This window comes from Nostocoides sp. HKS02 (assembly GCF_009707485.1).
Taxonomy (GTDB): domain Bacteria; phylum Actinomycetota; class Actinomycetes; order Actinomycetales; family Dermatophilaceae; genus Pedococcus.
Window position 1 is genome coordinate 3231207 of record NZ_CP046121.1, and the last position, 25432, is coordinate 3256638.

Annotated in this window: 25 protein-coding genes and 1 tRNA gene; 15 read left to right on the forward strand and 11 right to left on the reverse strand. The window is 69.6% G+C overall.

The annotated features are described in order from the left end of the window. Positions 1 to 43: 43 nt before the first annotated feature. A complete protein-coding gene (locus tag GKE56_RS15615; protein WP_230209024.1) occupies positions 44 to 2635 on the forward strand; it encodes a penicillin acylase family protein in 2592 nt (863 codons plus the stop codon). A gap of 31 nt (positions 2636 to 2666) precedes the next feature. Here GKE56_RS15615 and GKE56_RS15620 read toward each other — a convergent pair whose 3' ends face one another. Further along, complete coding sequence (locus GKE56_RS15620) at positions 2667 to 3239, reverse strand: 5-formyltetrahydrofolate cyclo-ligase (protein WP_195908175.1); 573 nt, start codon at positions 3237 to 3239, stop codon at positions 2667 to 2669. A gap of 42 nt (positions 3240 to 3281) precedes the next feature. On the opposite strand from GKE56_RS15620, the gene galU reads away from it, so the two are divergent. From galU to GKE56_RS15665, 9 genes are all read left to right on the forward strand, one after another. After that, positions 3282 to 4196, forward strand: a complete 915-nt coding sequence (gene galU / locus GKE56_RS15625) for a UTP--glucose-1-phosphate uridylyltransferase GalU (protein ID WP_154685328.1) — start codon at positions 3282 to 3284, stop codon at positions 4194 to 4196. Beyond that, positions 4151 to 5413, forward strand: a complete 1263-nt coding sequence (glp, locus tag GKE56_RS15630; protein WP_230209026.1) for a gephyrin-like molybdotransferase Glp — start codon at positions 4151 to 4153, stop codon at positions 5411 to 5413. Before galU ends, glp begins: the two co-directional genes overlap by 46 nt. Before the next feature lie 53 nt (positions 5414 to 5466). Continuing rightward, positions 5467 to 5898, forward strand: coding sequence for a cyclic pyranopterin monophosphate synthase MoaC (gene moaC / locus GKE56_RS15635; protein ID WP_154685843.1), 432 nt, complete (start codon positions 5467 to 5469; stop codon positions 5896 to 5898). Next, on the forward strand, positions 5895 to 6371 hold the full coding sequence (locus GKE56_RS15640; protein WP_154685329.1) for a molybdenum cofactor biosynthesis protein B: 477 nt from the start codon (positions 5895 to 5897) through the stop codon (positions 6369 to 6371). The genes moaC and GKE56_RS15640 overlap by 4 nt, the downstream gene beginning before the upstream one ends. Continuing rightward, positions 6371 to 7036: a GNAT family N-acetyltransferase gene (locus GKE56_RS15645; RefSeq protein WP_154685330.1), complete on the forward strand. Its 666-nt coding sequence runs from the start codon at positions 6371 to 6373 to the stop codon at positions 7034 to 7036. The genes GKE56_RS15640 and GKE56_RS15645 overlap by 1 nt, the downstream gene beginning before the upstream one ends. 10 nt (positions 7037 to 7046) lie before the next feature. Further along, positions 7047 to 7979 (forward strand): hypothetical protein, encoded by a 933-nt coding sequence (locus GKE56_RS15650; protein WP_154685331.1) that lies wholly within the window; start codon positions 7047 to 7049, stop codon positions 7977 to 7979. 148 nt (positions 7980 to 8127) lie between these two features. Continuing rightward, positions 8128 to 8640: a sigma-70 family RNA polymerase sigma factor gene (locus GKE56_RS15655; protein ID WP_154685332.1), complete on the forward strand. Its 513-nt coding sequence runs from the start codon at positions 8128 to 8130 to the stop codon at positions 8638 to 8640. After that, positions 8637 to 9365, forward strand: coding sequence for a zf-HC2 domain-containing protein (locus GKE56_RS17950; RefSeq protein ID WP_154685333.1), 729 nt, complete (start codon positions 8637 to 8639; stop codon positions 9363 to 9365). Before GKE56_RS15655 ends, GKE56_RS17950 begins: the two co-directional genes overlap by 4 nt. Before the next feature lie 140 nt (positions 9366 to 9505). Then, positions 9506 to 9578, forward strand: a tRNA-Ala gene (locus GKE56_RS15665). Here GKE56_RS15665 and GKE56_RS15670 read toward each other — a convergent pair. Both GKE56_RS15670 and GKE56_RS15675 read right to left on the reverse strand, forming a co-directional pair. Then, entirely contained in the window at positions 9570 to 10718 is a 1149-nt protein-coding gene (locus GKE56_RS15670) for a tyrosine-type recombinase/integrase (RefSeq protein ID WP_154685334.1), read from the reverse strand. The genes GKE56_RS15665 and GKE56_RS15670 overlap by 9 nt on opposite strands. Then, complete coding sequence (locus GKE56_RS15675; RefSeq protein WP_154685335.1) at positions 10715 to 10927, reverse strand: AlpA family transcriptional regulator; 213 nt, start codon at positions 10925 to 10927, stop codon at positions 10715 to 10717. Before GKE56_RS15675 ends, GKE56_RS15670 begins: the two co-directional genes overlap by 4 nt. Positions 10928 to 11204: 277 nt before the next feature. Here GKE56_RS15675 and GKE56_RS15680 point away from each other — a divergent pair, with 277 nt between their 5' ends. After that, positions 11205 to 11585, forward strand: coding sequence for a hypothetical protein (locus tag GKE56_RS15680; RefSeq protein ID WP_154685336.1), 381 nt, complete (start codon positions 11205 to 11207; stop codon positions 11583 to 11585). Positions 11586 to 12046: 461 nt separating this feature from the next. Here GKE56_RS15680 and GKE56_RS15685 read toward each other — a convergent pair whose 3' ends face one another. Continuing rightward, a complete protein-coding gene (locus tag GKE56_RS15685) occupies positions 12047 to 12541 on the reverse strand; it encodes a hypothetical protein (protein WP_154685337.1) in 495 nt (164 codons plus the stop codon). 195 nt (positions 12542 to 12736) lie between these two features. Between GKE56_RS15685 and GKE56_RS15690 the strand changes: the two genes are divergently transcribed. Then, on the forward strand, positions 12737 to 13258 hold the full coding sequence (locus tag GKE56_RS15690) for an AAA family ATPase (protein ID WP_230209027.1): 522 nt from the start codon (positions 12737 to 12739) through the stop codon (positions 13256 to 13258). 491 nt (positions 13259 to 13749) lie between these two features. Here the strand turns inward: GKE56_RS15690 and GKE56_RS15695 are convergent, their stop codons facing one another. The 7 genes from GKE56_RS15695 to dgoD all read right to left on the reverse strand — a co-directional run bounded on the left by GKE56_RS15695 (position 13750) and on the right by dgoD (position 21222). Further along, positions 13750 to 15720 (reverse strand): carbohydrate binding domain-containing protein, encoded by a 1971-nt coding sequence (locus GKE56_RS15695; protein ID WP_154685338.1) that lies wholly within the window; start codon positions 15718 to 15720, stop codon positions 13750 to 13752. Between the two features lie 22 nt (positions 15721 to 15742). Continuing rightward, positions 15743 to 16030: a hypothetical protein gene (locus GKE56_RS15700; protein WP_154685339.1), complete on the reverse strand. Its 288-nt coding sequence runs from the start codon at positions 16028 to 16030 to the stop codon at positions 15743 to 15745. 348 nt (positions 16031 to 16378) lie between these two features. Beyond that, a complete protein-coding gene (locus GKE56_RS15705; RefSeq protein ID WP_154685340.1) occupies positions 16379 to 17245 on the reverse strand; it encodes an SMP-30/gluconolactonase/LRE family protein in 867 nt (288 codons plus the stop codon). A gap of 27 nt (positions 17246 to 17272) precedes the next feature. Continuing rightward, entirely contained in the window at positions 17273 to 18196 is a 924-nt protein-coding gene (locus GKE56_RS15710) for a sugar kinase (protein WP_154685341.1), read from the reverse strand. Next, positions 18193 to 18786 (reverse strand): bifunctional 4-hydroxy-2-oxoglutarate aldolase/2-dehydro-3-deoxy-phosphogluconate aldolase, encoded by a 594-nt coding sequence (locus GKE56_RS15715; RefSeq protein ID WP_154685342.1) that lies wholly within the window; start codon positions 18784 to 18786, stop codon positions 18193 to 18195. The genes GKE56_RS15710 and GKE56_RS15715 overlap by 4 nt, the downstream gene beginning before the upstream one ends. After that, complete coding sequence (locus GKE56_RS15720; protein WP_195908176.1) at positions 18783 to 19952, reverse strand: ROK family transcriptional regulator; 1170 nt, start codon at positions 19950 to 19952, stop codon at positions 18783 to 18785. The genes GKE56_RS15715 and GKE56_RS15720 overlap by 4 nt, the downstream gene beginning before the upstream one ends. Before the next feature lie 124 nt (positions 19953 to 20076). Beyond that, positions 20077 to 21222 (reverse strand): galactonate dehydratase, encoded by a 1146-nt coding sequence (dgoD, locus tag GKE56_RS15725; protein WP_154685344.1) that lies wholly within the window; start codon positions 21220 to 21222, stop codon positions 20077 to 20079. A gap of 136 nt (positions 21223 to 21358) precedes the next feature. Between dgoD and GKE56_RS15730 the strand changes: the two genes are divergently transcribed. The 3 genes from GKE56_RS15730 to GKE56_RS15740 are packed head-to-tail and all read left to right on the forward strand — an operon-like array spanning position 21359 to position 25372. Further along, positions 21359 to 23539 (forward strand): NAD-dependent epimerase/dehydratase family protein, encoded by a 2181-nt coding sequence (locus tag GKE56_RS15730; RefSeq protein ID WP_154685345.1) that lies wholly within the window; start codon positions 21359 to 21361, stop codon positions 23537 to 23539. A gap of 10 nt (positions 23540 to 23549) precedes the next feature. After that, the gene (locus GKE56_RS15735; RefSeq protein ID WP_154685346.1) at positions 23550 to 24521 is read left to right on the forward strand and encodes a carbohydrate ABC transporter permease; all 972 of its coding nucleotides are present in this window, start codon (positions 23550 to 23552) and stop codon (positions 24519 to 24521) included. Then, positions 24518 to 25372 carry a carbohydrate ABC transporter permease gene (locus tag GKE56_RS15740; protein ID WP_154685347.1) on the forward strand — a complete coding sequence of 285 codons (855 nt, stop codon included), beginning with the start codon at positions 24518 to 24520 and terminating at the stop codon, positions 25370 to 25372. Before GKE56_RS15735 ends, GKE56_RS15740 begins: the two co-directional genes overlap by 4 nt. The last annotated feature ends 60 nt before the right edge of the window (positions 25373 to 25432 follow it).

Sequence of the window (25432 nt, forward strand, 5' to 3'; positions counted from 1 at the left end):
CTTTCCCTCGGTGGCGTGCGGCTAGTCTCGCAGGGTGTCTCGCGTGATTCTCGCTCGCCGTGTTGCCCTCGCTGTTGCCGCCCTGCTCGTGGTGGCCCTCGGCGTGGGCGCCGTGCTTGCCGTGACCTGGGTCAGGCGGCCCTTTCCCACCACGGAGGGCGAGATCAGCGTGCCTGGGCTCACAGGCAAGGTGCAGGTGCTCCGGGGCGACCACGGAATCCCGCAGATCTACGCCGACAACGCCGAGGACCTGTTCCGCGCCGAGGGTTTCGTCCACGCCCAGGACCGCTTCTTCGAGATGGACCTGCGCCGGCACATCACCTCCGGCCGCCTCTCCGAGCTCGTGGGCAAGTCCGGGCTCAGCACCGACCGGGTGATCCGCACGCTGGGCTGGCGTCGCGTCGCCGAGGCCGAGCTCCCGACCCTCAAGCCCGAGACCCGCCGCTACCTGCAGGCGTATGCCGACGGGGTCAACGCCTACATCCACCGGCAGGGCAGTCCGTCGGACATGTCCCTCGAGTACGTCTTCCTGTCGACCAAGGTCCCGGACTACCGGGTCGAGGACTGGACCCCGGCGGACTCGCTGGCGTGGCTGAAGGCCATGGCCTGGGACCTGCGCGGTGACTACACCTCTGAGCTGATGCGGGCGCGGCTGGCGGGCTCGATGCCGATCGCGCAGATCAACGAGCTGTACCCGCCCTACCCCTACGACACCAACAAGCCGATCTTGTCGGGCCAGGACTGGAGCCCCGCGTCGACCGGCGTCCCGTCGACCGGCGTCCCGTCGACGACCGCCCAGTCCGCGGTCCCGCCCGGTCTCGAGGCCAACCCGGTCATCCGCCAGGCGTATGCAGCGACGCAGCAGGCGCTCGACAGCGTCCCGAAGACGCTGGGGCGCGGCGACGGCATCGGCTCGAACTCCTGGGTGGTCGCCGGCAGCCGCACGAGCACCGGAAAGCCGTTGCTGGCCAACGACCCCCACCTCGGGGTGAGCATCCCAGGCATCTGGTACCAGGTCGGCCTGCACTGCCGATCCGTCTCGAGTGCGTGCCCGTTCGACGTGGCCGGGTACTCGTTCGCCGGCCTGCCAGGGGTGGTCATCGGCCACAACCAGTCGATCGGCTGGGGTTTCACCAACCTCAGCCCGGACGTCAGTGACTTCTTCCTCGAGCAGGTGCGTGGCAACACCTACCTGCGCGACGGCAAGCAGGTGCCCCTCACGATGCGCACCGAGACGATCAAGATCGGCGGCGGTGGTGAGGAGACCATCACGGTCCGCAGCACCGTGCACGGCCCGATCCTGTCCGACGCTATCAACGCCGTCGCCAAGGCTGGTGAGAGCCCACCGGTCAACGGCCACACCAGCCCCGGCAACTACGAGGTCGCGTTGCAGTGGACGGGAATCCAGCCCGGCAAGACGGCCGACGCGATCTTCGGGCTCGACGAGGCCACGAACTTCCAGCAGTTCCGCGAGGCGGCGAAGTCCTTCGACGTCCCCGCGCAGAACCTGCTGTATGCCGACACCGCCGGCAACATCGGCTACCAGGCTCCCGGTCGCGTCCCGATCCGGAGTCGCTACATGGACGCTGCGCCGGGGTACTGGATCCGCCCCGGGTGGGTGTCGTCGTGGGACTGGCGCGGCTACGTGCCGTTCGACCAGATGCCCTACACCTACAACCCGCCTGAGGGCTTCATCGTCGCCGCCAACCAGGCTGTCACCCAGAGCAGCACGCCGTTCCTCACGACCGAGTGGGACTACGGCTACCGCAGCCAGCGCATCCGCGACCTGCTGCAGAACAACCGCAAGGTCACGCCGGCGATGATGTCGACGATCCAGGGCGACGTCCGCAACCAGTTCGCTCCCACGTTGGTCAAGGCCCTGCTCAAGGTCGACCTCGGGCACGACGGCTTCACCAAGCAGGCGCAGGACCTCCTGCGCGGCTGGGACTTCACCAGCCCGGTGGGCAACTCGCGGTCGGCTGCCGCGGCGGCGTACTACAACGCCGTGTGGTCCAACCTGCTCGACCTGACCTTCAACGACGAGCTGCCCCAGGACCTGCGCGCCGATGGCGGTGGCCAGTGGATGCAGGCGGTCGCGGGTCTGCTGCAGAAGCCGCGCTCGGCGTGGTGGGACGACAAGCGGACGGCCGGGGTGACCGAGGGCGAGTCCGAGATCCTCCGCAAGGCCCTGGTCGACGCGCGGCTCCAGCTGACCCGCGAGCTCGGCAAGGAGCCGACCGACTGGGAGTGGGGCGAGCTGCACCAGCTCACGTTGCGTCACCAGGTCCTCGGCGGGTCCAACGTCCCCAGCTTCGTCTCGCTGCTGTTCAACCGCGGTCCGATCGACCTGCCCGGGGGCTCGGCGATCGTCGATGCCAACGGCTGGGACGCCAGTGTCGGGTTCAGCGTCGACTGGGCGCCCTCGATGCGCATGGTCGTCGACCTGTCGAACCTCGACCACTCGCGCTGGGTCAACCAGACCGGCAACAGTGGCCACGCCTTTGCCGCGAACTACGACGACCAGACCGATGCCTGGGCCAACAACGAGCTGTTCGACTGGCCGTTCAGCTCGGGCGCCGTGCACAGCGCCGGCGGCGAGGACCTGACCCTGGTGCCGGCGCCGGCCAACAGTTAGCGAGGTCCGTCGGCCAGCGCGGGTCGTCCAGCTAGCCCGCGGCCGGGGCGCCCAGGTGCCGCACCCCCAGGCCTGCGGCCATGACGGCATCGACCGGCCGGTCGTGGGCGTCGTGGGGGAGTGGCTCGTCGAGCACTTCCCACGGGTGGACGACGGCGACGACCAGGGCCGAGGTTCGCGGCAGGACCCGGTCGTAACAGCCCTTGCCCTGGCCGACCCGGTTTCCCCAGCCGTCGACCGCGTGCGCCGGCACGAACACGACCTGCGCGCGGCCGATCGCCGCGGACCCGAGCGGGTCCGGTATACCCACCTCGCGCCAGTCGAGGTCCCAGTCGGGCAGCGTGATCGGCACCATCACCCGGATGCCGCGCGCCACCAGGGCTGCGATGAGCGCCTCCGTCGGCGGTTCGAGCGGTGTCGACTCGTACGCAGCGACCCAGGAACCCCGCGCGAGCCCTGCCTCGTGGGCCACGCGCAGACCGTCGAGGGCCAGCGACTCGGCATCCTCGGCTCGGTCGCGGCCGGCCACCTCGGCGCGGCGCCTCGAGCGCAACCGGGCGCGCACGAGGGCCTTCGCATCGGAGCCGGCCGGCTGATCGGTCACGAGTCCCATCCTGCCCTGACCTCGGCGGTTAGGGTTGGCGGCATGACCCCCGACCAGCCGTCCCGTCCGATCACCAAAGCCGTGATCCCAGCCGCCGGCCTGGGAACCCGCTTCCTCCCGGCCACCAAGGCGACTCCGAAGGAGATGCTGCCGGTCGTCGACAAGCCGGCGATCCAGTACGTCGTCGAGGAGTCCGTGCGCGCCGGTCTCGACGACCTGCTCATCATCACGGGGCGCAACAAGGCTGCGCTGGAGGACCACTTCGACCACCACTGGGAGCTCGAGCAGGCCCTCGAGGCCAAGGGCGACCTGCACCGGCTCGAGCGGGTGCGCGAGTCCGCGGTGCTCAAGGTCCACTTCGTGCGGCAGGGCCAGCCGAAGGGGCTCGGGCATGCCGTCCACGTCGCGAAGGAGCACGTGGGTGACAACCCGTTCGCGGTCCTGCTCGGTGACGACCTGATCGACGCGCGCGACCACCTCCTTGAGGAGATGCTCCGGGTCCGCGAGGAGAAGGGCGGCAGCGTCGTGGCCCTCCTCGAGGTGCCGCCGGAGTCCGTCCACCTCTACGGGTGCGCAGCGGTCGACGGCCGTGACGGCGACGTCGTCCGCATCACCGGGCTCGTCGAGAAGCCCGACCCCTCCGAGGCGCCGAGCAACCTCGCCGTCATCGGCCGGTACGTCCTGGACCCCTCCGTCTTCGAGGTTCTGGAGCACACTCCGCCCGGTCGTGGTGGCGAGATCCAGCTGACCGACGCGCTGCAGACCCTCGCCTCGTCGTCCGAGCCGGGCGGCGGCGTGCACGGCGTGGTCTTCCGCGGTCGCCGGTACGACACCGGTGACCGGCTCGACTACCTCAAGGCCGTGGTGCGGCTGGGGGTGGACCACGCCGAGCTCGGCAAGGACTTCGGCGAGTGGCTCGACGACTTCAGCGGCCAGCGAGCATCCGGCCAGCGGTGATCTCGGTCGAGCAGCACCTGGACCGCATCCTGCGCACGGTTCAGGTCATCCGTCCCTTCGAGCAGGGGGTGCTCGACGCCCAGGGCTGCGTCCTCGCTGAGGACGTGACGGCCCGCGGGTCGCTGCCCGGCTTCACCAACTCGGCGATGGACGGGTATGCCGTGCATGCCGCCGACGTGGCCACCGCCGCGCCCGAGGCGCCGGTGGTCCTGCCCGTCGTCACCGACATCGCCGCGGGCAACGCCAAACCGCTGTCGCTCGCGCCCGGCCAGAGCATGCGGATCATGACCGGTGCGCCCATGCCGCGCGGCGCTGATGCGGTCGTGCCGGTCGAGGCGACCGACGGGGGTGTGGTCCGGGTCGCGATCACCGCCCGCTCGGTCGTCGGCCAGCACGTGCGCGAGGAAGGCGAGGACGTCGAGGCAGGCACGGTGGTGCTCCGCCGCGGCACCCTGCTGGGCCCGGGCCAGATCGCCCTCCTGGCCGCCGCGGGGGTGGCCCGGGTCAGGGTCGTGCCGCGCCCCCGAGTCGTGGTGGTCTCGACCGGTGACGAGCTGGTGGAGGTGGGTCGCACGCCCGGCTTCGGCCAGATCGTCGACTCGAACTCCGTCATGCTCACCGCCGCGCTGACCGCCGTGGGTGCCACGGCCTTCCGGGTCGGCGGGGTGCCCGACGACGCGCGCGCGCTGCTCGACACCCTGGAGGGCCAGCTGGTCCGCGCCGACGCCATCATCACGACCGGAGGCGTCTCGATGGGCGCGTACGACACGGTCAAGGAGGTGCTGTCTCGGGTCGGCACCATGCAGTTCGACAAGGTAGCGATGCGCCCTGGCATGCCCCAGGGGTTCGGCCTGCTCGGCGAGGAGTCGGTGCCGGTGTTCACCTTGCCGGGCAACCCGGTCAGCGCCCTGGTCTCGTTCCACGTCTTCGTCGCCCCGGCCCTGCGCATGATGGCGGGACGCCCCGAGCCGTCGTGGCCGCCGGGATACCTGCCAGCCGTCGCCGCGGAGACCTTCCGGTCGATCCCCGGCAAGATGGAGTTCCTCCGCGTCGTCCTCGACGACGACCGGGCCCGGCTCGCAGGTGGACAGGGGTCGCACATGCTCGGAGCGCTCGCTGCCGCAGACGCCCTCGCCGTCATCCCGGCCGAGGTCACCGAGGTTCGCCCGGGTGATCCCATCGAGTGCCTGCCCCTCCTCGGCCGGGAGGGACCGTGACCGACGCCTCCGAGCCGCGGCTCACCCACGTCCGGGCCGACGGGTCCGCCCACATGGTCGACGTGTCCGCCAAGCAGGTGACCGCGCGCCAAGCCAGCGCAGCTGGTCGGGTCCTGTTGTCGCCCCAGGCGATCGCGGCGTTGCGCGATGGCGAGATCCCCAAGGGCGACGCGCTCGCGGTGGCCCGCATCGCCGGCATACAGGCGGTGAAGCGGACTCCAGAGCTGATCCCGCTGGCGCACCCGGTCGCCGTCCACGCCGTGGCCGTCGACCTCACCATCGGGGACGACGCCGTGGAGATCACTGCCACCGTGCGCACGGCCGACCGGACCGGTATCGAGATGGAGGCGTTGACCGCCGTCAGCGTCGCGGCGCTCGCCCTGATCGACATGGTCAAGGCGGTCGACAAGCACGGCCGCATCACCGACGTGCGCGTCACCGCCAAGTCCGGCGGTCGGTCTGGCGACTGGGTGGAGCAGTCGTGAGCGGCCACGCAGTCGTCATCACCTGCTCGACGCGCGCTGCCACCGGGGTCTATCCCGACCGTGGGGGCCCGATCGTCGTCGAGGCGTTGCGCGAGCTCGGGTTCGAGGTGGGCGACCCGACCGTCGTCCCCGACGGGCCGCCAGTCGCCGAGGCGCTCCGGGCGGCGTTGGGGCAGCAGCCGGCGGTGGTCATCACGACCGGGGGCACCGGCCTGTCGCCCACCGACGGCACGCCCGAGGCGACGCGTCCCCTCCTCGACCGCGAGGTCCCGGGCATCGCCGAGGCGATCCGCCACGCGGGGGTGAGCCACGGGGTCCCCACGGCGATGCTGTCGCGAGGTCTGGCCGGGCTCGCGGGTCCAACCCTCGTCGTCAACCTGCCCGGCTCGACCGGTGGCGTCCGCGACGGCCTGGCGGTGCTCGAACCCGTGCTGCTGCATGCGTTGTCCCAGGTCCGGGGTGGCGACCACTGATGCACCGCTGGCCCGTCGAGCTCCTGGGTGAGACCCCCTCGGGGGAGTCCATCAGGCTCGACCAGCTGCGGCGTCGGGACGCGACCCGGTGGCGCGAGGTGCGGTCCCGCAACCGCGACTGGCTCGGCGAGTGGGAGGCCACCTCGCCCGACGAGTCGCCGAGCGTCGTGACGTTCGGTGCGCTGGTGCGCCATTTCCGCGCCGAAGGTCGGGCCGGGCGGATGCTTCCGTTCACCATTCGCCTCGCCGACGGCCGCATCGTGGGCCAGCTGTCGGTGTTCGGCATGTCCGGGGGATCCCTGATGTCGGCGGCTGCCGGCTACTGGATCGACGAGCAGGTCGCGGGTCGGGGGATCGCGCCGACGGCGCTGGCGCTCGCGGGCGACTACGTGCTGGGTCCGCTGGGGCTGCACCGGATCGAGGTCAACATCCGCCCGGAGAACGCGAACAGCCTGGCCGTGGTGCGCAAGCTCGGCTTTCGCGACGAGGGTCTGCGCCGGTCGTACCTCCACATCGACGGAGCCTGGCGAGACCACCGAACCTTCGCGATCACGACCGAGGACCTCGGCGGTCAGACCCTGATGGACCGATTGCACAACAATCACACCAGTCACATTGGCGACACACCGCACCACCTCCCCGGGACGCCGACGCAGGGCACCTAACGTCGTCTTCGTGCAGCCCAGCAGTCTCGTCTTCCTCGTCATCATCGCCGTCTGGGCTGCCTATTTCGTGCAGCACTGGGTCGCGCGGCGCGAGCACCTCGCCACCGCACGGTCCGTGGACCAGTTCTCCGAGTCGATGCGTGTCCTCGAGCGACGCAGCCCGCTGCCCGCCGCTGACCTCTCCACCCCGCAGCCCCGGTCGTATGCCGTGAGCCCGGCCCGCCCCGCCCGTCCCCAGATCCTCGTCAAGCGCGCGAGCGCCGAGCCGTCTGCTGGGTCGTCCGCTGGGCCGTCCGCCGAGCCGGTCGGGGCACGGGTCGGCCCGTCTGCGCAGTCGTCGCTCGACCCTCGTGCCGTCAGGGCTGCTGCTCGCCGGACGCGGGCGATGATCATGCTGGGCGCGCTGTCCACCGTCCTGGTGGCAGTCCCGCTGGTCGCCCTGGCGCTGCTTCCCCTCGTGACCCTGGTAGTGCCCGTTGCCAGCATCGCCCTCGCCCTGGGCTGGGCGCGCACCACGGCCGTGGCCGAGCGCCGCGCCCGCCGCGAAGTCGCCCCTGGCCGCCCCGCCGTCCGCGAGACTGCCCTCGTCGACCAGCCCGCCGCCGTCGTCGAGCCCACCGCCGCCGAAGAGCTCGCCCCCGTCGAGGGTGCGGAGGTCGACGAGCCCGACCCGAACGCGGGGGAGCTGTACGACGTGCAAGCCATCGAGGCTGCCGAGCGCCCTGTCGTCGCGCCGGCTCGCGCCACGCCCATCGCCAGGCACCTGGTCGACGACGACGACATCCCGCTCACCTGGGACCCCGTTCCCGTGCCTCGTCCGACGTACACGATGAAGTCGCGCGCCACACGTCCCGCGCCGACCGCAGCCGACCTGGTCGGCGACGCCGACACCGAGTACGCGGCATACGACCAGGAGCCGGTCCGCCGGGTCGCCGGCGCCTGAGCCCTCGGGTCGACGCTGCGGTGCCGGGTTCCCCGGCGCCCGATCGTGCTCGCGTGGTGAACTCTAGGTGGAGGCCTCTCGTCCTTAGGGCGAGGCCCCATACGGGTCCCATCGGTCGCGGCAGCGCTCGACAGGCAAGGAGCGGCGCGTGGAGCAGGGGCAGCGGGAGGCGGCACTGCAGGTGCTGCACGACCGTCATGCTCCCGAGCTGTGGCGGTTCGCCTTGCGGCTGACTCGCGATGCCCAGGTCGCCGAGGACGTGGTCCAGGAGGCGCTGCTGCGCGCGTGGCGGGACCCCAACCTGACGACGCGCAGCGAGGCCCAGGCGCGGGCGTGGCTGTTCACGGTCGTGCGGAACCTCGTGGTCGACCGGTGGCGCAGCGCCGCGATGCGGCACGAGGTCGGGGTCGCCGAGCTGGTCGAGCCAGGTGTCGGTGACCGCTCGGGCGAGGTGCTCGACCGCTGGCTCATCGCGGACGCCCTGGGCTCGCTGTCCAGCGACCACCGTCGGGTGATCGCGTCGGCCTACTACGAGGGGCGCACCGTCGCCGAGATCGCCGCCGAGCTGCGGATCCCCGAGGGCACCGTGAAGTCGCGCCTCCACTACGGCCTGCGCAGCCTGCGCCTCGTGCTCCAGGAGAAGGGGGTGACCCGGTCGTGAACACCCGCGATACGTATGCCGACTGGGACGCCGCGTACGTCCTCGGCGCCTTGTCAGCGGCGGAGCGACGGGAGTTCGAGGACCACCTGAGCTCCTGCGTCGAGTGCCGTGGCGCCGTCGCGGACCTCGCCGGGGTCCCGGGTCTGCTCGCCCAGGTGCCGACGGGCGAGGTGCTCGGGCTCGACCTGCCGATGGACGGGGACAGCTCGGCGACGTCTGGCCCTGAGCTCGGTCGCGGGAGGCCGCCGCGGCGGTGGCTGGTGCCGTTCGCCGCCGCGGCGGCTGCCCTCGTCGTGGGGGCCGCTGGCGGGTATGCCGTGTCCGCGACCTCACGCCCGGGCTCGACCGGTGCCGTGTCCTCGAGCTCGGCCGACCCCGCGGGACCGGTGCGACTCGCGTTCTCCCCGGTCCAGCCCTCGACGATGACGGCCGTGGTGGATGTCGTGCCGGCCGGGTCGAGCACCCGGGTCACGGTGGAGTGCCAGTACGCCCGCACTGCCGCCGACGCCGGGCCGGGCAAGGGTGGCGACTACTCGCTCGGCGACTACGCCGTCTGGGTCGTCGAGCGCAGCGGGCATGCGACCGAGCTGCGGGAGTGGACCGCCCGCGCGGGCAGCGTCATGCGACCCGGTGGTGTGGCGCCGGTGCCGTACTCGCGGATCGGACGGGTGGAGATCAGGCGGGTCGACGACGGCCAGACGGTCATGCGGGCGGTGCTGACCTGACCTCGCCCGCGGCCGGCTTGTTTCGGGGGGACGGACGCCGCGCGGGTGGCGCACGCGGCCGACGTACTCGGGGCGCCACGGCATACGGCCGTCGTTTTCCGTCGCGGGCGGGGCTGGTGTTATTGTTTCGTCCGCATCATGGGGCTGTGGCGCAGTTGGTAGCGCGTCTCGTTCGCAATGAGAAGGCCAGGGGTTCGAATCCCCTCAGCTCCACCCGACGGGAACCCCGTCCGACCAGCGGAAACGCGCCAGGTTGGGCGGGGTTCTTCCTTTGTCATTCGGACCCCGCCTCCTTCCACGTTCCCCCGCGTGCCCCGGACGGTTGAGCCGGGCAAGTCCGGCCCGGTCAACAGGGGTGCCGAGGTGGTGCAGATAGAGGTTGGTCGTGGCAATCGATGCATGCCCCATCCAGGCCTGAACGGTGCCCGGATCAACCCCGCGCGCAAGCCAAAGGCAAGCAGCGGTGTGCCGCAGGTCGTGAATTCGCCGGCCCTCCGCCAAGGTCGACCAGCCCAGCGATCGCTTGAACGCCGATGCGTGCAACCGGTGGCCTGACGACGTGACGAACAGCGGAGCGTCGGCCTCCCTGCCTGCCGCCATGGCCAGGACGAGCGGGAGGACCCGGTCGGCCACTGGCACCCGGCGAGAGCGCCCGGACTTGGTCGTCTTGGTGGCGACACCCTCCGGCTCGGCCCGCTGGACCACGAAGGTCGGCATGGGGACCTCGACGAAGTCGCGGACTCGGACCGCTCGCAGCTCCGACCACCTCAGCCCGGTCCATCCGGCCACGAGCAGGATGTCAGCAAGCCGCTGGTCGATGGCCGCCGCCTTGAGGTGGATGCGTTCGAGGTCCTCCTCGCCGAACGGAAACATCTCCGTCCTGGGGCCACTCGCCTTCGGCACCCGTGTCCGAAGAACCGGGTTGACCAGGATCAGTCGCTCCCGGACGGCCCACGCGAAGAACGAGGACAGCGATGCCCTGAAACGGCGCACCGATGACTCCGCCAGGCCGTCGCTCGTCAGGGTGATCAGCACGCGAGTGACCTCGCGATCGGTTACGACGTTGACCGACAGGGCCGCCAGCGACTGCGGCACCAGGCGGACCAGTGCGGCGTCGGCCGTGTAGGTCTTGGCCGAGACCGAGTGTGTGCGTTCCTCGAGCCAGACCGGGAGCAGCGATCTCACGGTGGCCCGCCCCGCTCGAGGATCCACACCGCCCGCGAGGGCTGCACGTTCGCGGATGAGCCACGCCTGGGCGTCCCGCTTGGTGTCGAAGGTCCGGCCAGCGACGTACTCGCGACCCACCTTGAGCACAGCCCGAAAGCGGCCCGACGGTTCTTTGCGGATGGTCACGACGCGGCTCGTTCGATCCACGCCGCGACGTCGGCCAGCTGGTAGCGAGGAATGGCCGGCGACAGCCACGCCACCCGTGGCCCCATCCCTTGCTGCCGCCAGCGGCACAGCGTCGAGGCGTTCACGTGGAGCAGGTCTGCGACCTCGGCTGTGGTCAGGAGCCGCGGAACGCTTGCGGAGGCACCGGCCGGAGCAAAGTCCTTCGGCATTCTGCACCTGCCTTCCGTTGCGCTGTCTCGCCCTTGAGTCGCGGGCTGGTCGCTCGTGTGCGACACCATCCACGCTGCACGCACGCCGCTGGGCAGTCCACCGAATGCAAGGGCTCCCGTGAGGTTTTGACCAGACCTTTACGTTGCGGGCAGGTCTATGGAGCTGTGAAGCGGATGAATCGCTGTCGCTGGTAGTCACCACCAGCGGCATGAGCGGACATCGTTGTTCCGGCTGTGCTCGACGCTCCTCGACAAGGAGGTCAGGCATGATCTGCTCATGGAGCACTCCGGCTGCGGCGTCTTCGTATTCGGCAAGGACGGCGACGTGATGGCGTTTCCCGACCTTGAGACCGCCGCGGGGTGGATGGAGTCGATAGATGTGCTTGAGGGGGAGTACGAGGCGGCGTTCACGGTCGATGGCCGCGAGGTGACCATCGTTGGCGAACGGGAATCTCCTGTCTCCTTGCGGGCGACCGACGTGCGCGACCTCGACGGTCTGCGAAAGCGGCTGGCCCGCAGTGGCGATCACCTGGGGCTGAATTTCCCCTTGTCGGATCTGACGGCTGTGGCAAACGATCTGATGCGTTGGCAGTGGGAGCAGCGGTGGCCGCGATGGGTCTCCCGCCTGTTCGGTGGGAAGGGTCCGCCCCAGGTGTAGCCCCAGTTTCGAAGCTGGAACGGGTCACACAATCAATCCGGCACGACCGAACTGCGGCCGATGAGTGTGTTGCATCCCGCCGTCAGTAGCCGGCCTGTCGCCACGCTGTCGCCCTCGACGTGCCTGCCGTCAGCGCCGCCAGGTACCTCAGGGCGGCTTCTGTAGGCACGTCCTCGGCGTGGTCATCCATGACTCTCACGCAGTCGATCGAGTCCGCCACTTCGCATAGGACGCCTCCACCAGACCAAGAGATGTCCACTAGAAAGCTCGCAGCCGTCGATACCTCCGGGTCGATCTGACGCACGTCGGTATGCAAGCCCGGAACACCGGCGAGACGATCGCAGACCAACTGAGCGAACGCATGCCCCGACGGACCTGACCAATGTGAAGTCATGACATGAGGGTAGGTCTACCGCTTCTCGACCACACGCTGGTCGCGGCATGAGCGGAGGTCCCTGCGCCTAGTCCCTTGGGACGGGCAGCACCGGCTTGCCTGTCCACTTGCTCATTCGCCTGGCAGCAGCATGCACTTGCCTGCGCGCACCTGGGATCACCGGATAAGTAGCCAGGGAGGTGATCCAAACCTCGGACCCATTTGCCAGAACAATGACCGGCTGGATGACCGTGAGCGGCACCGAATGATGCTCCTGCTCGCGCATGCTGAAGCCCGTGATCTCCTCCGGCGGGTAAGACTGCCCGCCGTGAAAAATCTCGCGCACCTGCACTCCGTCCCCATCGCGAAAAACGCCCATGCGTGCGCCCCCCCAGATGAAGGGCAGACCGAGCAGGATGCAGAACGCCCCGACAACCAGTCCGCTGATGACGGTGGGACGTGTCTCGCCGGGATCTGGCGGCATCGTCACCATGGCAACACCCACCAGTGAGAAGAGGAGGCCGACCAGGACGACGACGGGCGACCACAACGACCGCACGGACCTGGGGAGTTGGACGATCATTGCCTGTCTCGGGGGTTGCTCGGGTTTGGTGGTTTGGCAGTGCTGCAAGCCGCGAGGTCAAGCACTCTGATGAAGCCTCCGCAGCCGCGGGCTGAGTCTCCCACGGGCGGACCCAACATCCGCTCATCTGCATGATTGAGCGCACGCACCGGGCATGTCCGGGCGTTTGGGTCACCGCGCCGAAGTGTCACGTCCGTGATCCTTTGGCTCAACGGCACCCACGGCGTGGGCAAGACAACGACCAGTGCACTCGTCCAGCAGCTCATCCCGGATTCACGGGTGTTCGATGCCGAGAAGGTCGGCGAGACCCTCATGGACATCACGCCGGGACTGCCCGAGACAGACAACTTCCAGCACTGGCCCCCGTGGCGGCCGCTCGTGGTCGAGACCGCCCGTCGCATCCTCGACTACACCGGCGGCACCCTGGTCATGCCCATGACCGTCCTGGTCGAGCAGTACTGGCGCGAGATCAACGCCGGCTTTGCAGGCCATGCCATCCCGGTACAGCACTTTGTCCTCCACGCTGACGCAGATACGCTCCGCAGACGCATCGAGCAGGACACGGTGCTCGGTCCCTCCACCTTCCGGTTGGCCTACCTCGAGCCCGTACGCCGAGGCGGCGCGCATGTGGCTGCACGACGAGGCCGAGGTCATCAACACCGCCCACCTCACGCCCGCACAGGCCGCCCGGCAGATCGCGGACGCGGTGACAGGTGAATGAGGTCCATGAGCAGTGGGCCGGGGATGGCTCGGGACGTGCGAACGCTCCTCGGTACAACCGAAATGCGGCATGAGCGTGCGTTCTTGCCATCACTTCGCAGGCTCACTCGGTGGACTTGAGGGCGGCACACATTTTCGGGAAGAGGTAGCAGAACTCTCCACCACCCCAAGAATCCACCAGCCCGCCGGCCTCCTCCAGTGCGTCCCACAGAGGCTGCGATGCACGGACGATCGGTGATGGGCGGGGTAGTCCATGCATCCAGTTCGACGCCAACCGGAGCACGCCGGTAAGACCGGTCAGGGCCCGGGATGCCTTCGCAATGAGAAGGCCAGGGGTTCGAATCCCCTCAGCTCCACCCAAGACAGCACAACGCCCGAGCCCCTCAGGGTTCGGGCGTTGTGCTGTCTCGGGTGGAGCGGGGCCATCTGTGCCTCCCGGGTCACGAATGGCGATTCCTGGGCTGGGCGACCGCCTGCTGACCACCTCCTCAGCTGACGGAGAGGTCGTCGCAGTAGGCGTCAGCGTTGCCCGCGGGCTTGTAGCAGTAGATGGTGGCTGTCGTGCTCGAGGGCCCGGTCGTGAAGGTCACCGACCCGTTGGCGTAGGCGCTCGACGCCACCGAGGCATAGGTCTCGGTCCCGCCATAGTCCTTCACGCCGATGCGGACCTCCTCGCTCGGGGTGAGCGACTTGGCCCAGCCGGACAGGGTGTACGTCGTGTTGGGGGCAACGGTGATCACCTGCTCGGCCGAGGACTGACCGGGTCCGACCTGCAACGCGTAGGTGCCCGTCCGCGCGTTGCCGGCCACGACCGTCGAGCCGAGCCACGAGGTCCAGGGCGTCAGTGAGCCGGTCTCGAATCCGCCGTTGCTGACGAGGCTGGGCGGGGTGCAGGCGCTGTCGTTGGGGGTGGATCGCTGGTGCGCGCCGATGTCGGGTGCGCATCGTTGCGGCACGGTGCGGCCCCAGAAGTCCTTGCCGCCTTTGTGGGCCATGACGCGTCCAGCGCCGATCGCGGGGGAGCCGGCGGCGATCTTGTAGCCCGCCACCGTGCCGCGCCCGGTGCCGCCGCTGCCCGGGTTGGTCAGGAGCGGGTCGCTCGTCAGCTGGCCACTAGGCCCGCCCGGGTGGTTGCCGAAGAGGATGTTGGTGACGTAGGTGTAGTGGCTGGCGCTGGCGCTGTCGAACGAGTACCCGCCGGTGCCCTGGTTGTCGATGATGTTGTTGGCGATGGTGATGTAGCTCGCGTTGCTCCACTCCTCGAGGATGTTGGTGGTCGACCCTGGGGCCAGGTAGACGGTGTTGTTGTAGAAGGCCGCGTTGGTCGCACCGGCAGCCATGATGATCCGGGACTTGTCGTTCTGGCTGACGTTGTAGCGCACCACGCCGTTGACGGACGCGCCACCACAGCCGCAGAAGAGGATCATCCCGCCCTCGTTGTCGTGGCTGTAGTTGTACTGGAACGTCGTCCCGCTGGTGCCGTAGTCGATGTCGTAGGCCATGCCGTCGTTGACGCCAGAGGGGCGCCGCACCCGGTAGGCCTCGTTGTACTGGAAGGTCACCCCGTCCGCGTTCCACACCCAGATGCCGGCGTTGTTGCTCGCCGAACGCATGTTGATGTCATAGGCGACGTTGTACTCGTTGATGCCGTTCTGGGTGTACTGCATGACGATGCCGTCCCCACCGATGTCGTGCACGGTGTTGTTGCGCACGGCGACGCCCGGCCAGGGGGAGTAGTTGTCGACGTGGCTCGGACAGCCGTCCCAGCCCATCGACGCGCGGCACTTCCAGGTCGTCGACATGGTGATGCCGCTGCGGTCGACGGTGTAGACGGTGTTGCCGTCGATGACGACGTCGTTGAACCGCGTGGGTGTGGTGGTTCCGAGGACGTCGAAGTCGATTCCGGCGCTGCCGCCGAGGTCCTTGGTGTTGTCTCCGTTGACGTCGTGGACGGTGAGGTTCGTGACGCGGTAGTAGCTGCCGGTCCCGAGGTCCTGGAGCGTGATGTAGACGCCTCGCCGGTTGGCCGAGGTGGCGCCGTGGTTGGTCACGTCGAGGTTGCGCAGCTCCCAGTACTGCTGGTTGTGCAGGCGCACGGCATCGGGCAGCCCGCCGCCGGCGACCCGGGGCTTGGTCCCGGTGCCGTACGCGTCCACGACGATCGGCGAGCCTGCGGCGCCCGAACCCAGCGGGTGCAGCACACCCTTGCACGTCATGCCCCGCTTCAGCAGGATCTGGTCGCCCGGGGCGAAGGTGGTCGCATCGACGGTGGTGAGGGTGTTCCAGGGCGAGGTCGCGCTGCCCGAGCCGTTGCTGGCGGCGGAGCAGTCGACGTAGTAGGTGGTGCCGACTGCTGCCGCAGGCGGCGCTGCGACGATCGCGGTCGCTGCCGCGAGCCCGGTGGCGGTCAGGGCCAGGCCGGCCAGGGCTGCCATGGGGCGTTGCAAGAGTGGGTGCACGAAGGGTCTCCTCACGACGGTGTCAGCTGTGGTTGACGAGGCTTTGGATGGGTGGGGCCAGTTCTTGCGACACAGCGACGCTGCCCTGCCAGCGATCGAGCACGACACCACGCGGCGTCACCAAGATCGTGTCCGGCACTGCCGGGTGGTATGCCGCCGACAGCCTCGACGTGGCCGCGGCGGTGAGGAGCGCGATGCCGGTGTCCTGGAGGTCCCAGTCGTAGGTGAGGTTCACCAGCTGGTCGGTGCCCAGGCCGGAGGTGTCGGCGACGGCGACCACCAGCCCCTGGGCGGCATACTGCTGCGCCATGCTCTTTCAGCACGGTGAGCTGGCTGCGGGACCGGCCATCGGCACCGGGACCCAGGGCGAGGAAGCTGACCAGAGCAGGGTGGCCCCGGCTCGTGACCGTCCGCCCGTCCACGCTCGTCGAGTCGACGACCGGCGCCAGAGCGCCGATGGTCACCGTCGGGGCGGCTGGGGTTGTCGCCGAGGCGCAGGCCGCGACCAGGCAGCTGAGCGCTGCGGAGGTGACCATGCCCATGGCGCGTCTGCCTCGGACCACGATCCCCCCTTGCGCCCCTCGCAGGTATACACGCTGCCGGTATGAATATTCGAGCCACTGCTCACTCTATGTCAAGAGTATGGACACAATTCCGATCAGATGATGAGGGAGTGCTCACCGGGGAAGGCGCCCCGGAACGGCGTGGCCGGCGCCTCCCGGATACCGACGGGCGCCGCGAAGAGTGCGCCAGCCAGGGGTTCGTCCGTGATGTCACGGTCACCGGCGGAAGTGATGACCAGGAGGTCGTCGACGAAGCAGCAGCTTGTCGGCCGACTGACGGGAAGCCGGACCACGCGGTCCAGGCCGCCCTCGGGGTCGTAGCGGTGGACCTCGTAGCCGTTCCACAGGGCGACCCAGATGCCGCCCTCCTCGTCGACCGCCAGGCCGTCCGGGTCGACGGGCTTGTCGAACTGCCTGAGCACCCGAGGGTTCGCGACCTGGCCCGATGCCTCGTCGTAGTCCAGCACCGTGAGAGTGCCGGGAAGGCTGTCGACGTAGTACATGCGGTCGCCGAACCAGCCGAGCCCGTTCGAGATCCCCACGCCCCTGGCCATCACCTGGACGGTGCCGTCGAGATCCACCCGGTACAGCGCTCCACGGTCCGGGACCCCGATGCTGCCGACCCACAACCGACCCGCGGGGTCGCACTTGCCGTCGTTGAGTCGCAGCCCGGTGCGCTCGATCTCGACGTGGCGCGTGACCGAACCGTCATCGAGGACCGTGACGAGTCCGCCGTCCGATGCACAGAGCCACCCTCCGGACGCCCGCGGGACGGCACAGCCGAGGGCTTCTCCGGGCAGGTGCATGGAGGTCGGTGCGTGCAGCACACCCTCCGTGAGCGTGGCCCGCCAGAGGATGCTGGCCGTGAGGTCCACCCACGTCAGGTGCTCGTCGTACCAGAGTGGCCCCTCGGCCAGCTCGTGCGTACCGGTCGTCAGTGGTTCGGCGAGCAGAGCGCTCATCGGTCCCTTCTAGGCGGTCGTGGGAGCTCAGCGCAGCGCGGTGTCGCCGTCGAGACCGAGCAGCGCCAGCTCGCTGCGGGTGGGCAGGCCCTGCCAGTCGGAATGGCTCGCCACGGCGAACGCTCCGACGCGGACACCGCGCTCCAGGCGTTCCTGTGGCGCCAGGCCGTCGAGCCAGGCGCTCAAGTAGCCCGAGACGAACGCGTCGCCGGCCCCGAGGGTGTCGCGGACGGTCGTCGCCACTGCGTCAGCCGTGCAGGTCTCACCGGCGATGGTGACGGACGCGCCCGCGCTGCCCCTCGTGACGACCAGCTCCGCGGGCTCGACCCCCGCGACCAGCGCGAGCTCGCTCTCACTGGCGAAGACGATGTCCGCCTCCTGCGCGATGCCCGACATGGCGTGCCGGGCTGCCTCCTGATCGGGCCACAGCGCAGCGCGATAGTTCACGTCGAACGAGAGCGTCGCTCCCGCGTCGCGGGTGAGCTCGACGGTGCGTCGCACCGCGGCCGCGGCGGACTGGCTGATGGCCGGTGTGATCCCGGACAGATGCACGAGCCGCACACCCGCGAAGTCGGCCGGTAGGTCGGCCGCGCTGACCCGCGAGCCCGCCGAGGCCGTGCGCAGGTACGCGACACGGACCGCTCCGGCGCCCACCTGCTCCTTGACCAAGGCACCGGTGGGGCGGCTGTCCCGCACGACCCGCGACACGTCGACCCCCTCGCCACGCAAGGTGTGCTCGATGCGCCGCCCGAAGGCGTCGTCGCCGACGCGCCCGATCCACGCGGTCGCATGGCCAAGACGGCGCAGGCCGATCGCGACGTTGAGCTCCGAGCCGGCGACATCGACATCGAGGGACGAAAGATGCTCCAGGCGACGACCGCCGGTATCGAAGAGCACGGCCATCGCCTCACCCAGAGTGACGACGTCGGGGGACGCAGACAGCCGCGTCATTCGGCCAGCTCGGACGTGAGCCGCCGGGCCGCGGCCTCAACCTCAGGCCCGGCCGCGGAGAACGGGCCCCCGACGCCGACCGCGATCGCGCCGGCCTCGAGGTAGCTCGCGGCGCTCTCTGCCCGGACTCCACCGACGGCGACCAGCGGAATGTCGTCGAGCGGCCCGAGCAGCGTGCGCACGTGATCGGGGCTGTGCGCGGGAAAGACCTTCACCGCCGCTGCCCCGAGTCGCCAGGCGGCCAGGATCTCGGTCGGAGTCGCGGCCCCGCACAGGACGTCGACCTCATGTCGCCGGGCTTCGGCGAGGACCTCGGGGTCGACCGCCGGCGTGACGAGGAAGGCCGCGCCCGCCGAGACGGCTGCGCGAACGTCAGCCGCGGTCAACACGGTGCCAGCTCCGACCATCGGGTTGGTCCGCGCGATGTCGGCGATCGCGCTCAAGGCGCCGGGGGTGTTGAGGGTGACCTCGAGGAGCCCCACACCCCCGCTGCGCGCGGCAGCGGCGATGCTCACTGCGGACTCGGCGCTGTCGGTCCGGATGATCGCCACGACCTTCTCGTGCCGCAGCACCTCGACGAGGTTCTTCACGCCCCCGCCTGTGCACCCGCATCGGTATGCCGGACGGTGGCGAGCAGGGCGGCCGCCAGTCCCGGCGTCTCCTGCTTGACGAGCGCGACGCCACCGAGTGCGCCGGCGCGCGAGCCCGACTCGAGCACGGCGGGCACGACCTCGACGTTCTTCGAGCTGCTCATGGCGTAGCGGGCGATCGAGGTTCGGACTGGGTCGAGGAGCACCTCGCCCGCGCGTGCGAGCTCGCCCCCGATGATGATCCGGTCCGGGTTGAGCACGTTCACGAGGTTGGCTAGGACGCGCCCGACGACGGCGCCGGCGTCGGCGAGAACGCCACTCGCGGCCCGGCCACCCTCCTGAGCGGACGCCAGGACCTCGTCGACGGTGACGCCCTCGCCCATCACGGGGCGCAGCGCCGCGAGCACGGCCGGCACTGACGCGTACTGGACCAAGCAGCCGACGTTGCCGCACGGGCACGGCATACCGTGGGGGTCGACGGACACGTGGCCGAGTTCGCCCGCGACGCCGTCGGCGCCACGGTAGAGCGTTCCGTCCAGGAACATGCCGCTGCCGATACCGCTCGAGAGTCCGACGTAGAGGAAGTTCTCGCAGTCGCGCCCCGCCCCGAACATCGACTCCGCCACGGCCTCGAGCCGGGTGTTGTTCTCCACGAACAACGGCGCGTCGATGAGCTCCGCTGCCTTGCCACGGACATCGACACCAACCCACGGCTGGCCGGGCAGCGACAGCCCCACGACGCCGGTGGCGCGCGAGATCTGGCCCGGGACGCCCAGGCACAGTCCGAGCACCTGGTTGCGCGCGTGACCGGACTTCGCGAGGAGGCGGTCGAGCAGGGCCATCGCGGCGGCCAGGCGCTGGTCGGCACTTGCGTCGCTGGGAACCTTCGTACCCTCGTCGGACAACGGGCGCCCGGCGAGGTCGCTGAGCTGGCAGTGGATGTCCGTGAGGGTGAAGTCGATGCCGCCGACAACCGCCACGCTGGGGGCAACGGAGAGGATCTCCCGCGCACGCCCGTCGACGCCGCTGCCGGGCTCGGACTCCGTGACGAGGCCGAGGCCGATGAGCTCAGCCGAGATCGTCGACACGGTGGTTCGTGACACCCCCGCCATGCGGGCAAGCTGGGCCCGATGGAGCGGGCCCTCGGTGATCAGGAGGGTCAGCAACTGCTCCTGGTTGGTGCGCCTGAGACTCTGTAGCGAGCCACCCCGAGTAGCCATCACGCCATCCTAGGGACGGCGCTGGTCGTCAACCGGGCCATTGCCATCCGGGCCGTCGCGATTTGGTAGGTCACCACTCGGCATGGCTCCCGTCCGCGTGTCGCTGCAAGGGGTTGCGCCAGCCGTGCCCGTCGAAGGCCGCTTCGCGAACGGCGTCCTCGTCGATCACCAGGCCCAGGCCGGGCCCGACCGGTCTGCGCAACGAGCCGCCGCTCAGCTCGAACACCTCCGAGTTGGACACATACCGCTTCCAGTCGACCTCGGCGTGGTAACCGATCCCCAGGCTCTGCTCCTGGATGAGGAAGTTCGGCGTGGCGACGTCGACCTGCACGCACGCTGCCAGAGCGATGGGCCCCAAGGGGCAGTGCGGGGCCAGCACCACGTCGTGCGTCTCGGCCATCGCGGCGATCCGGCGCACCTCGGAGATTCCCCCGGCGTGGGACAGGTCGGGCTGGGCGACCCTGACACCGGAGCGCAGCACCTCGTCGAAATCCCATCGCGAGTACAGGCGTTCGCCGAGCGCGAGCGGGATGGACGTGGACTCCGCGACCTGCGAGACGTTGCGCACGTGCTCGGGGAGTACCGGCTCCTCGACGAACATCGGAAGGTACTCCTCGAGCCAGGGCAGCACGCGCTTGGCCGCTGCGGTCGTGAACCTGCCGTGCACGTCGATGCAGATGTCGACGTCGTCCCCCACTGCCTGACGCACCGCACCGACGGAGGCCGCGATCTCCCGGACCTCACGTGCCGTGGGGATGGCGGGTAGCAGGGCCGCCGGAGCGAACTTCACCGCCGTGAACCCGGCCGCTGCCTTCTCGTCGGCATCGGCTGCGAGCGCAGTCGGGTCGGCGCCGTGCAGCCAGGTGTACATGCGCACCCGCTCCCGGACGGGGCCACCGAGCAGCTCGTAGACAGGGACGCCGAGGGACTTGCCCTTGATGTCCCAGAGCGCCTGGTCGATCCCGGCCACGGCGCTCGCGAGGACCGGACCACCACGGTAGAAGCCGCCCTTGGTCATCACCTGCCAGTGGTCCTCGATGCGGGTCGGGTCCTCACCGACGAGCCCGTCACAGAGCACCTCCACCGCGGCTCGGACCGACTCCGCGTGACCTTCGAGGATGGGCTCGCCCCAGCCGCTGATGCCCTGGTCCGTGTCGATGCGCAGGAACATCCAGCGCGGCGGGACCAGGAACAGTTCGAACGATGTCACCTTCATGGGCGCGCGGACTCCCTATAGACGAGCAAGCGGTCGGTGAGACGAACCCTATGCCCACCCACGGCCTAAGTGTCAATTGTCTTGACGCAAGTTTCCGGAACGGCCCAGAATCCGACGCCCAGGAAGGGAGGGGCACATGTCACCACGCGACCCCGGCGCCGTCGTGCTCACGGGCGGCTTCGGCAGGGTCGGCCGGATCCTTCGGCCAGAGCTGGGCCGGCGATGGAAGGTCCACGTGGTCGATCGGGACGAGGGCCCTCTCGGCGCGGGCGAGGACTTCACCCGCAGTGACCTGGGTGATGGTCGACAGCTCGACGCGGTGCTGGCCGGGGCCGATGCACTCATCCACCTGGCCGGCCTGGGCAACCCCCGCGCCGCGTGGGACGAGGTCTTCGCCAACGTGTCGACCACCGACGTCCTGCTGCGTGCGGCCGCGCGCCACGGCATACGGCGAATCGTGCTCGCCAGCTCGATCCACGCCATGGGCGAGTACAACCGGCCGGCCCATGTCCCGGTCTCTCCCGACCTGCCGCCGCGGCCGTGCTGTGCGTACGGCGTGAGCAAGGTGGTCGGCGAAGCGCTCGGCAGGCTGTATGCCGCGCGGGTGCCCGGGGCGTCGGTCGTCGCGCTCCGGCTCGGGCTCACTGGCTGGCCGGTGACCGAGGACCGGTACCTCGGCCAGTGGCTCTCCGACGGCGACTGCGTCCGTCTCTTCGACGTCGCGCTCGGCGCGCCCGCGGGGTTCCGGGTCCCGTTCGGCGTGTCTGCGAACTCCCGCCGTGAGTGGGACACCACCAGCATCGAGGCGTTCGGCTATCGCCCCGTCGACGACAGCGCGACGCTTCCTCGTCCCCCGGTCGTGCGCGGGGAGGTCCCGTGCCGGCTTGTTCGAGGAATGTCCATAGTCTTGACACACTTACGGTCAGCGGACATGATTCCGCCACGGACGCGTCCATGGAGACGAGCCGCCATCGAGGAGAAAGCAGAGTCGCTCATGACCTCACGTACCTCACGTGGAGCCGGCGTCATCGTCGTCCTTGCGTTGGGCCTTGTCGCCGCGTGTTCGTCAGGCACGCCCGGCGCGGGGTCGACATCGGCCGGTGGCCACCCGTCGGCAGGTCCCGTCACCATCGATTACCTCCACCGCCTGCCCGACGGCGAGGGCATGACCAAGGTCGCCGATGTCGTGGCCCTGTGGAATGCCGCGCACCCGGACATCCAGGTCAAGGCCACGAAGTTCGACGGCAAGTCCGACGAGCTCATCACCAAGCTCGAGGCGAACGTCAAGGCCGGCACGGCCCCGTGCCTTGCCCAGGCCGGGTATGCCGAGGTGCCTTCGCTGTTCACCAAGGGACTCCTCGAGGACGTCACGGCTGAGGCCGAGAAGTACAAGTCGAACTACTCAGCCGGCGCATACACGCTCGTGACCGTGGGTGGAAAGGCCGTCGGTCTGCCACAGGACGGTGGCCCACTCGTCTACTACTACAACAAGGCGGAGTTCGCGAAGCTCGGCCTCTCCGTGCCGACGACCGCCGACGAGCTCGTGGCCACCGCCGCCAAGGCTGCGGCCAAGGGCAAGTACATCGCTGCCTTCGAGCCCGACGAGGCGCTGAACTGGTTGTCCGCGCAGGCCGCTGCCGCTGGCGCCACGTGGTACTCCACCGACGCCGGCAAGTGGAAGGTCGACGCGACCGACGCCGCAACCCAGCACGTTGCGACGCTCTGGCAGCGGCTGCTCGACGGACAGTCCGTCGTCGTCGAGAACCGCTGGGGTGACGGCTTCAAGAAGGCCCTCAACGACCAGAAGCTCATCGGCACCATCGGTGCAGCCTGGGAGGCGCCCCTGCTGTCCGGCGACATGACGGGAAGCACGAACGTGGGCCAGTGGGCCGTCGCGCCCATCCCCCAGCTCGGAGCCGCGCCGATGACCGGCCCCGACGGCGGGTCGGGCGTCGTGGTCCTCAAGGGCTGCAAGAACGTCGCCCAGGCGATGGAGTTCAACAACTGGTTCAACACCCAGATCGACGCCCTCGTCTCGCAGGGCCTCGTCGTCGCGGCCAAGGGAGCGATGACGACGCCGGACGCGGTCAAGTCCTTCTACGGCGGCCAGGACGTCTTCGCCGAGCTGGCCAAGGCCAACGAGGCGCTCAACCCGAACTTCCCGTACATCCCGACCTGGCCGACCATCGGCGGCGATGTCGCCCAGATCGCCGACAAGGTCGGCAAGGGGCAGGGGAAGGTCGGCGACATCTTCACGACGACCCAACAGAGCTCGGTCACGTCGCTCAAGGATGCCGGCCTGCCGGTGGCCCAGTGACGATCTCGCCATGACCACGATCGACACGAGGCATCGTGGCTCGCTCGGTCGTTCCGACGGCCTGGCCCGGCTCAACCGGGCCAGGCGTCGGCGCGAGGCACGCGTCGGGTGGGCCTTCGTGGCACCATTCGCCGCAGTGTTCGCGCTGTGCTTCGTCCTGCCGATCGTGCTCAGCGTCAAGGCGTCGTTCTACCGGCCCATGCCACGTGGTGGGGGACTCTACGGGGGCGGCGGGCTGGTCGACACCTTCGTCGGCGGGGAGAACTTCGCGCAGGTTCTCGGGAACGGCCAGCTCTGGTCGGGCCTCGGGAGGGTGCTGCTCTTCGGCGCATTCCAGATCCCGGTCATGATCGGCGGAGCGCTCGCGCTCGCGCTGCTGCTCGACTCCCTCCTGGTCCGCCGAGTCGCCCTCTACCGACTCGGCTACTTCCTGCCGTTCGCCATCCCGGGCGTCGTCGCCGCCCTCGTTTGGACGTACATGTATTCCCCCCACCTCTCGCCGATCAACCAAGGGCTCGGGGTGTTCGGCCTCCACCTCGACTTCTTCACCCCCGGCACCATCCTCGGCTCGATGGCCAACATGACGACGTGGACGTTCACCGGGTACAACATGCTCATCTTCCTCGCCGCCCTGCAGGCGATACCCGGTGACCTCTACGAGGCGGCCCGCCTCGACGGCGCGAGCGAGTGGACGATCGTGCGGCGCATCAAGGTGCCGCTCGTCGCGCGCGCCAGCACGCTTGCGGTGCTGCTGTCGATCATCGGCACGATCCAGCTCTTCAACGAGCCGACGGTGCTCGCGGCCGTCAACCCGTGGATGGGCAAGGCCTACACGCCGATGATGATGGCCTACAACTCGATGACCGGCGGCGTCTCCCCGTCGGGCTCCGGGCCCGCGTCCGCGATCTCCATCGTCATGGCTGGGGGCGCGGGGCTGCTCGCCGCGGTCTACGCCGTCCTCACCGGCAGGAGTGCCCAGTGAGCGCTACCGACCTCCCACCCGCGCTGCAACCGTCGCACCGGGCGCGGGCCCTCGGCCGGATCGTCCTGGTCGTCGCCTTGCTGTACTTCCTCGGCCCCGTCTACTGGCTCGTCGTCTCCTCGACCAAGAGCAATGGCGAGCTCTTCACCACCAGCGGCCTCATCCCGGCCGGCAACCTCGCGGCCAACTACAGCGCCCTCCTGTCGTGGACCCAGGGCAACCTCTGGCGGTGGGTGGCCAACTCGGTGCTCTACTCGAGCGTCGCCGGCGCGGTCGGCACACTGCTGTCGGTCGCCGCCGGATACGGCCTCGCGAAGTTCCGCATCCCTGGCAAGGGCGCCGTGCAGCTCGGCATACTCGTCGGCCTCCTGATGCCGATCTCGCTGCTCACGGTCCCGCTCTACCTGCTCTTCCACGGCATCGGTCTGGTGAACACGCCGTGGGCCGTGATCATCCCGTCCTGCGTCAGCCCCTTCGGAGTCTTCCTCGGCCGCATCTACGTCGAGTCGTCCGTGCCCGACGAGATCCTCGAGGCAGCCCGGCTCGACGGTGCGGGTGAGCTGCGCATCTTCGGCACGCTGGTGCTGCGGCTCCTCGCCCCCGCGATGGTGACGATCTTCCTGTTCATCTTCGTGGCGACGTGGAACAACTTCCTCCTGCCGCTCATGATGATCACCAGTCCGGAGCTCAAGCCGGTCACCCTGGGTCTCTACGGGATGATGAGCTACTTCGACCCGCAGTACGGCGCCGTCCTGCAGGGCGCACTCCTCGGAGTTCTACCCCTCATCGCGCTCTTCCTCGGCCTCCAGCGGTACTGGCAGGCAGGCCTCACCAGCGGCAGCATCAAGTAGAGCGGGAGTGATCAGGTGGGAACAGTGCGTCGTCGGGGCGTGACGGCTCTGGTCGCGGGG

What these genes read in the sequence shown, in the direction of transcription:
- galU (WP_154685328.1), top strand. Translation starts at nt 3,282, where the DNA reads ATGACCCCCGACCAGCCGTCCCGTCCGATCACCAAAGCCGTGATCCCA.
- moaC (WP_154685843.1), top strand. Translation starts at nt 5,467, where the DNA reads ATGGTCGACGTGTCCGCCAAGCAGGTGACCGCGCGCCAAGCCAGCGCA.
- GKE56_RS15645 (WP_154685330.1), top strand. Translation starts at nt 6,371, where the DNA reads ATGCACCGCTGGCCCGTCGAGCTCCTGGGTGAGACCCCCTCGGGGGAG.
- GKE56_RS15675 (WP_154685335.1), bottom strand. Translation starts at nt 10,927, where the DNA reads ATGCCGAAGGACTTTGCTCCGGCCGGTGCCTCCGCAAGCGTTCCGCGG.
- GKE56_RS15680 (WP_154685336.1), top strand. Translation starts at nt 11,205, where the DNA reads ATGGAGCACTCCGGCTGCGGCGTCTTCGTATTCGGCAAGGACGGCGAC.
- GKE56_RS15685 (WP_154685337.1), bottom strand. Translation starts at nt 12,541, where the DNA reads ATGATCGTCCAACTCCCCAGGTCCGTGCGGTCGTTGTGGTCGCCCGTC.
- GKE56_RS15700 (WP_154685339.1), bottom strand. Translation starts at nt 16,030, where the DNA reads ATGGCGCAGCAGTATGCCGCCCAGGGGCTGGTGGTCGCCGTCGCCGAC.
- GKE56_RS15705 (WP_154685340.1), bottom strand. Translation starts at nt 17,245, where the DNA reads ATGAGCGCTCTGCTCGCCGAACCACTGACGACCGGTACGCACGAGCTG.
- GKE56_RS15710 (WP_154685341.1), bottom strand. Translation starts at nt 18,196, where the DNA reads ATGACGCGGCTGTCTGCGTCCCCCGACGTCGTCACTCTGGGTGAGGCG.
- dgoD (WP_154685344.1), bottom strand. Translation starts at nt 21,222, where the DNA reads ATGAAGGTGACATCGTTCGAACTGTTCCTGGTCCCGCCGCGCTGGATG.
- GKE56_RS15730 (WP_154685345.1), top strand. Translation starts at nt 21,359, where the DNA reads ATGTCACCACGCGACCCCGGCGCCGTCGTGCTCACGGGCGGCTTCGGC.
- GKE56_RS15735 (WP_154685346.1), top strand. Translation starts at nt 23,550, where the DNA reads ATGACCACGATCGACACGAGGCATCGTGGCTCGCTCGGTCGTTCCGAC.